Below are 6,502 nucleotides of genomic sequence, written 5' to 3'. Positions count from 1 at the left end.
CTGGCTTCGATGAACTGAAGCGTAACCGCTGCCGAAAACTGCGTAACTCTTTGTTTACCAAGGAGTTTTCCGTTTCGACTGCGCCGGAAGTGGGGCGAATTATAGACTTCCAGAATCTGCCGTCAACCTCTAATTACGCCTTTCTTGCAGAAGGTGCCTTTTTGGCTGTTAAACGAGGAATCCGGCGGGTTACAGGCGGCAATCTCAACACCAACAACAACGCACCTATAGAAGCATAGATCGCCCACTCCTTCAGATCGGCACGCACGATCCACAACATATGCAGCAATCCAAGCCCGAGAACCACATAGACCAACCGATGCAGTTTCTTCCAGCGAGAACCCAAACGCCGTTGACTGTAGCGATTGGAGGTAACCGCCAATGCCAGCAAACAGAGAAACCCCAGGACTCCGACAATAATGTACGGACGCTTGCGCAACTCGATACCCAGCTGCGACCAATCAAAGCCAAGAATAAACGCCGTGTAACCGCTCAAATGCAGAACCACATAAGCGAAGCACCACAACCCCAACTGCCGCCGAACCGCTATCCACCCCGGCCAACCGGTGAGTTTCTGCAAAGGCGTCATGCTTAATGTAATCAGCAGCAGGACAAGTGCCCCCAGCCCTAGACGGTCGACCAGTACCTTGCCCGGATCTGGCCCCAACACATCCCCCAAGGCCTGATACAACCAAAGCAGCGGCCAAATCGCTGCTGCGATGAAGACGCCAATACGCCAGAACGGATATCGCATCAGTAATTCTTCCGCAGATCGAGCCCTGTATATAGAGAAGCGACTTCATCCGAGTAGCCATTGAACATTTGCGTGTCCCGCACATTGGGCTTGAACAGGCCGCTCGGCAAACGCCTTTCCCGTGCCTGAGTCCAGCGCGGGTGATCGACAGTCGGGTTCACGTTCGCATAGAAGCCATACTCATCCGAGGCGATACTCTGCCAGGTGGTTTTCGGCTGCTCGCTGACCAAGCTGATCCGCACGATGGATTTAATGCTCTTGAAGCCGTACTTCCAAGGCACCACCAGACGCAGCGGCGCACCGTTCTGATTCGGCAACTCACGCCCGTACATGCCCACAGCAAGAATCGCCAACGGATTCATCGCCTCATCCAGACGCAGCCCTTCTACATAAGGCCAGTCGATCAGGGCAAAACCGGAACGCTGCCCGGGCATACTCTTGGGATCCTGCAAGGTTTCGAAGCGAATGAACTTGGCTTTGGACGTCGGCTCGACCTCCTTGAGCAACGCCGAAACAGGAAAACCGATCCACGGAATGACCATCGACCAGGCTTCCACACAGCGAAGACGATAGATGCGCTCTTCCAGTTGATAAGGCTTCATGAAGTCTTCCAGCGCATACCGCCCCGGCTTACCCACCTCCCCGTCCACTACCACGCTCCACGGTTCGGTTTTCAGCGCACCGGCGTTGGCCGCGGGATCACCTTTATCGGTACCGAACTCATAGAAATTGTTGTAGTGGGTCGCATCCTTGAAAGGTGTGATCGCCTCGTCTTTGACGTTGACCGCCCCCCATTTGGTAGAAGGAAGCTTTTCGGCAAACCAGGAGGGCGCCTTGCCAGGCTCTACATCAGCATAACGCGCAACATCGTCAGCACTCGCCCAACGCGGCAGACTGCTCACCGCCAAACCGGCAACGGCGGCACCTAATACACTGCGACGAGAAAGGTAGAGGGATTCAGGCGTGACGTCCGACTCATGACAGTCAGACGCTTTGGGGACTTTGATCAGCATGACAACTCCGCAGCTTTGGAGGACAGATGCACCCATAGACTGCGGAGTATGAGGGAAATTACATCACTCGGCTTTTTTGTGCCGGCGAAGGCGCAGCAGGTACTGCACCGGCCCGGAAGCCGCATAGGCAAGGAAAACCAGCAGAAGGATGCGTGGCGGATCACTGAACACAACGGCGAATACCAATACCACTGCGAGGATCGCGACAAAAGGAACGCGCCCTTTCAAGTCCAGCTCCTTGAAGCTGTTGTACTTGATGTTACTGACCATCAGCATGCCAGCGGCGGCAACCATCAGTGCAACCAGGAACGACATCTTGGAACCCTGAATGCCGTAGTCGCTGAATGCCCAGACAATGCCCGCAACCACACCGGCGGCAGCCGGGCTGGCCAGACCGATGAAGTAACGTTTGTCTGCAGTGCCGACCTGAGTGTTGAAACGCGCCAGACGTAATGCCGCACCCGCTACATAGATGAAGGCGACCATCCAGCCGACCTTGCCCATGTCACCCAGGGCCCAACCGAATGCCAGCAATGCCGGCGCCACACCAAAGGCAACCATGTCCGACAGCGAGTCGTACTCGGCACCGAAAGCGCTTTGAGTATTGGTCATACGGGCAACGCGACCATCGAGGCCGTCAAGCACCATGGCGACGAAAATCGCGATCGCGGCAAACGCAAAATATTTGCTCGCGCCGATCGCATCACCAGCACTCAAGGCACTCTGGGCGCTCATCGAGTTGATGATGGAATAGAACCCTGCGAAGAGGTTCGCAGTGGTGAACAGATTCGGCAGAAGATAGATACCACGATGCCGGACTTTACGGCCTTCAGCGTCATGCCCTTCTTCGATGTGTTCATCGATAGGCAGAAGGCTTTCGGCGTCAGAAGCCTGCTTTGGCTCTTCGGGACGTTCGCTCATGGACATTTACCTTGCAACGGGGTGGAAAGTTTCGACAGGTGTCTGGGACGACGGTTCGGCCACAAACAATGCAGCTTTATACCAGAACCGGCGGATCCAAACGAAAAAACGCGGCCTAGGCCGCGTTTTCCGTACAAGCTCGGGACTTAGTTCTTGGCTTTGTCGACGATCTTGTTGGCACCGATCCAAGGCATCATGGAGCGCAGTTGCTCACCGATGATTTCGATACCGTGAGCGGCGTTGTTACGACGCTTGGCGGTCATCGAAGGATAGCCGGTGGCGCCTTCGCTGATGAACATCTTGGCGTATTCGCCGTCCTGAATACGTTTCAGGGCGTTGCGCATGGCCTGACGGGATTCGGCGTTGATCACTTCCGGACCGGTCACGTACTCGCCGTACTCAGCGTTGTTGGAGATCGAGTAGTTCATGTTGGCGATACCGCCTTCGTACATGAGGTCAACGATCAGCTTCAGTTCGTGCAGGCATTCGAAGTAGGCCATTTCCGGCGCGTAGCCAGCTTCAACCAGAGTTTCGAAACCGGCTTTTACCAGCTCAACGGTACCGCCGCACAGTACGGCTTGTTCGCCGAACAGGTCGGTTTCGGTCTCGTCCTTGAAGGTGGTTTCGATGATGCCGGTACGACCGCCACCAACGCCAGCGGCGTAGGACAGTGCAACGTTTTTGGCGTTGCCCGAAGCATCCTGGTAGATAGCGATCAGGTCAGGGATACCGCCGCCTTTGACGAACTCGGAACGCACGGTGTGGCCCGGAGCTTTCGGCGCGATCATGATCACGTCGAGGTCAGCACGTGGCACAACCTGGTTGTAGTGAATCGCGAAACCGTGGGAGAAGGCCAGGGTGGCGCCTTTCTTGATGTTCGGCTCGATTTCGTTCTTGTACAGGGCAGACTGGAACTCGTCCGGGGTCAGGATCATGACCAGGTCGGCAGCCGCTACGGCGGAAGCAACGTCAGTCACTTTCAGGCCGTGGGCTTCAGCTTTGGCAACAGTAGCCGAACCTTTACGCAGACCAACAGTAACGTCAACGCCGGAGTCTTTCAGGTTGCACGCTTGAGCGTGGCCCTGGGAACCGTAACCGATGATGGCAACTTTCTTGCCCTGGATGATCGACAGGTCGCAGTCTTTTTCGTAATAAACTTTCATGAAATTCCCCTCTATATCCTGGCCGTTCAGGCCATTCGCTAATTTGGTTTAGATGCTCAGTACTTTGTCGCCGCGGGCAATCCCGGTGACGCCACTGCGTACGGTTTCCAGAATCGAGGCAGTCCCGATCGATTGAATGAAGCTGTCGAGCTTGTCGCTGGTACCGGTCAATTGAACGGTATACACGCTAGCGCTGACATCAACGATCTGCCCACGATAAATATCGGTGGTGCGCTTGATCTCGGCGCGCTGGGCGCCGGTGGCCTTGACCTTGACCAGCATCAGTTCACGCTCGATGTGAGCACTCTCCGACAGGTCGACCAGTTTTACCACTTCGATCAGCTTGTTCAGGTTCTTGGTGATCTGTTCGATGACTTCATCATGGCCGACAGTGGTCAGCGTCAGACGCGACAGAGTCGGGTCTTCGGTGGGTGCCACGGTCAGGCTTTCGATGTTGTAGTTGCGCTGCGAGAACAGGCCGACTACACGAGACAGAGCGCCCGGTTCGTTTTCCAGAAGCAAGGAAATAATGTGCCGCATGATTAAGTACGCTCCGTCTTGCTCAGCCACATATCGCGCATGGAGCCGTCTTTGATCTGCATCGGGTAGACGTGCTCGCTGGTGTCGACCGAAATATCGATAACCACCAGGCGATCTTTCATGGCGAACGCCTCTTCCATCTTCGACTTCAAATCTTTCGATTCGGTGATGCGCACGCCAACGTGACCATAGGCCTCGGCCAGCTTGACGAAGTCAGGCAACGATTCCATGTAGGAGTGCGAGTGGCGGCTGCCATAACTCATGTCCTGCCACTGGCGAACCATACCCAGTACACCGTTATTCAGAATGACGATCTTCACCGGCAAACCGTATTGCAGGCAGGTCGACAGTTCCTGAATGTTCATCTGGATGCTGCCCTCGCCCGTTACGCAGGCGACGTCATCATCCGGGAAGCTCAGCTTGATGCCCATGGCCGCCGGAAAACCGAAGCCCATGGTGCCCAGGCCACCGGAGTTGATCCAGCGGTTCGGCTTGTTGAACGTGTAGTACTGCGCGGCGAACATTTGGTGCTGGCCCACGTCGGAGGTCACAAAGGCGTCGCCCTTGGTCACTTCGCACAGGGTTTCGATCACGGTCTGCGGCTTGATTACGCTGCCGTCACCCTTGTCGTAAGGGAACAGGCCGCGGTCACCGCGCCACTCATCGACTTGCTTCCACCAGCTGGCAACGGACTCCTTGTTCGGGGTCTCGCCGATTTCCTTGAGGATCGCGACCATTTCGGTCAGGACACTCTCGACCGGACCGACGATAGGTACGTCTGCCTTGATGGTCTTGGAGATCGAAGCCGGGTCGATGTCGATGTGAATGATCTTGGCATTCGGACAGAACTTGGCCGGGCCGTTGATCACGCGGTCATCGAAGCGCGCGCCGACTGCAAGGATCACATCGGCATGGTGCATCGCCAGGTTGGCGGTGTAGCTACCGTGCATGCCGAGCATGCCAATGAACTGACGGTCGGTGCCAGGGTAGGCACCCAGGCCCATCAGGGTATTGGTCACTGGCAGGTTGAGCATCTTCGCCAGTTCGGTCAGCGGCGCGGAGCCACCACCGAGAATCACGCCGCCGCCTGCATAAAGCACAGGACGCTTGGCCGCCAGGAGCATTTCAGCTGCCTTGCGGATTTGCCCGGAGTGACCGCGAACGGCCGGGCTGTAGGAACGCAGCTTGGCTTTTTTCGGGAAGATGTATTCGAACTTCTCGGCCGGGTTGGTCATGTCTTTCGGGATATCGACAACGACCGGACCAGGACGACCGGATTGCGCCAGGTAGAACGCTTTCTTCATGACTTCCGGGATTTCCGACGCATGCTTGATCATGAAGCTGTGCTTCACGATCGGCCGGGAGATACCGATCATGTCGGTTTCCTGGAATGCATCGGTACCTACCATGGTGCTAGGCACCTGGCCGGAAATGATCACCATCGGAATGGAGTCCATATAGGCCGTGGCAATACCGGTGATGGCGTTGGTTGCACCCGGGCCGGAGGTTACCAGTACCACACCGGCTTTACCGGTGGCACGGGCATAGCCGTCAGCCATATGGGTCGCAGCCTGCTCGTGACGAACCAGGATGTGGGTCACTTCCGGTTCTTTGAACAGGGCATCATAGACATGAAGAAGAGCACCACCCGGGTACCCGTAGATATATTTGACGCCTTCGTCACGCAAAAAGCGGACGAGCATCTCACCGCCAGATAAAAGCTCCACGTTGTTCACCTCTAAAACGCCAGAATACCGCCCACATACAAAGAGGACGGGTCTTAATAGGTTTACTTCTCGGCAGAGCATGAGCGACGGTGGTCGCCGACTACGTCAGCACTGACTGAGCAAGTATTGGGATCGTCCCAAGTGTTGCGGGCCTTTCCCACCCAGCGCGAGGTAACGCGTTGCGGGTGTAACAGGTCGGCGCGGATGTGCGCCTCATGATCTACCGAGTGGGTCTGCTTCTGGCAGTCCCTCTACAGCGGACTTTGGATTCTTCTGTTTCGCCCATCGCAAGTCAAGCCGTCAATGTGCTTTATTCGAACTAAGCGCATGAGAACGCAAGAAAAAACCTTTAAACCGCAACTGTGTTAGCTTCGATTGCGCACC

General features: G+C 56.1%; 6 protein-coding genes. All 6 read right to left on the bottom strand.

Annotated elements, in window-relative coordinates; genetic code table 11:
* Window positions 1–133: 133 nt before the first annotated feature.
* The 6 genes from msrQ to TU81_RS21995 all read right to left on the bottom strand — a co-directional run bounded on the left by msrQ (window position 134) and on the right by TU81_RS21995 (window position 6,118).
* Complete coding sequence (msrQ, locus tag TU81_RS22020) at window positions 134–754, bottom strand: protein-methionine-sulfoxide reductase heme-binding subunit MsrQ (protein ID WP_038981548.1); 621 nt, start codon at window positions 752–754, stop codon at window positions 134–136.
* On the bottom strand, window positions 754–1,767 hold the full coding sequence (msrP, locus tag TU81_RS22015; protein WP_038981547.1) for a protein-methionine-sulfoxide reductase catalytic subunit MsrP: 1,014 nt from the start codon (window positions 1,765–1,767) through the stop codon (window positions 754–756). Before msrP ends, msrQ begins: the two co-directional genes overlap by 1 nt.
* 63 nt (window positions 1,768–1,830) lie before the next feature.
* Complete coding sequence (gene pssA / locus TU81_RS22010; protein WP_008006914.1) at window positions 1,831–2,688, bottom strand: CDP-diacylglycerol--serine O-phosphatidyltransferase; 858 nt, start codon at window positions 2,686–2,688, stop codon at window positions 1,831–1,833.
* Between the two features lie 146 nt (window positions 2,689–2,834).
* Window positions 2,835–3,851 (bottom strand): ketol-acid reductoisomerase, encoded by a 1,017-nt coding sequence (gene ilvC / locus TU81_RS22005; protein WP_007948647.1) that lies wholly within the window; start codon window positions 3,849–3,851, stop codon window positions 2,835–2,837.
* Between the two features lie 48 nt (window positions 3,852–3,899).
* Window positions 3,900–4,391: an acetolactate synthase small subunit gene (gene ilvN / locus TU81_RS22000; RefSeq protein ID WP_003176102.1), complete on the bottom strand. Its 492-nt coding sequence runs from the start codon at window positions 4,389–4,391 to the stop codon at window positions 3,900–3,902.
* A 2-nt stretch (window positions 4,392–4,393) separates the two neighbouring features.
* The gene (locus tag TU81_RS21995; RefSeq protein WP_030130347.1) at window positions 4,394–6,118 is read right to left on the bottom strand and encodes an acetolactate synthase 3 large subunit; all 1,725 of its coding nucleotides are present in this window, start codon (window positions 6,116–6,118) and stop codon (window positions 4,394–4,396) included.
* Between the last annotated feature and the right edge of the window lie 384 nt (window positions 6,119–6,502).

It is taken from the genome of Pseudomonas lini (assembly GCF_001042905.1).
Lineage (GTDB): Bacteria > Pseudomonadota > Gammaproteobacteria > Pseudomonadales > Pseudomonadaceae > Aquipseudomonas > Aquipseudomonas lini.
The sequence above is the reverse complement of the archived record's forward strand: the minus strand, read 5'-3'. Positions and strand labels throughout refer to the sequence as shown.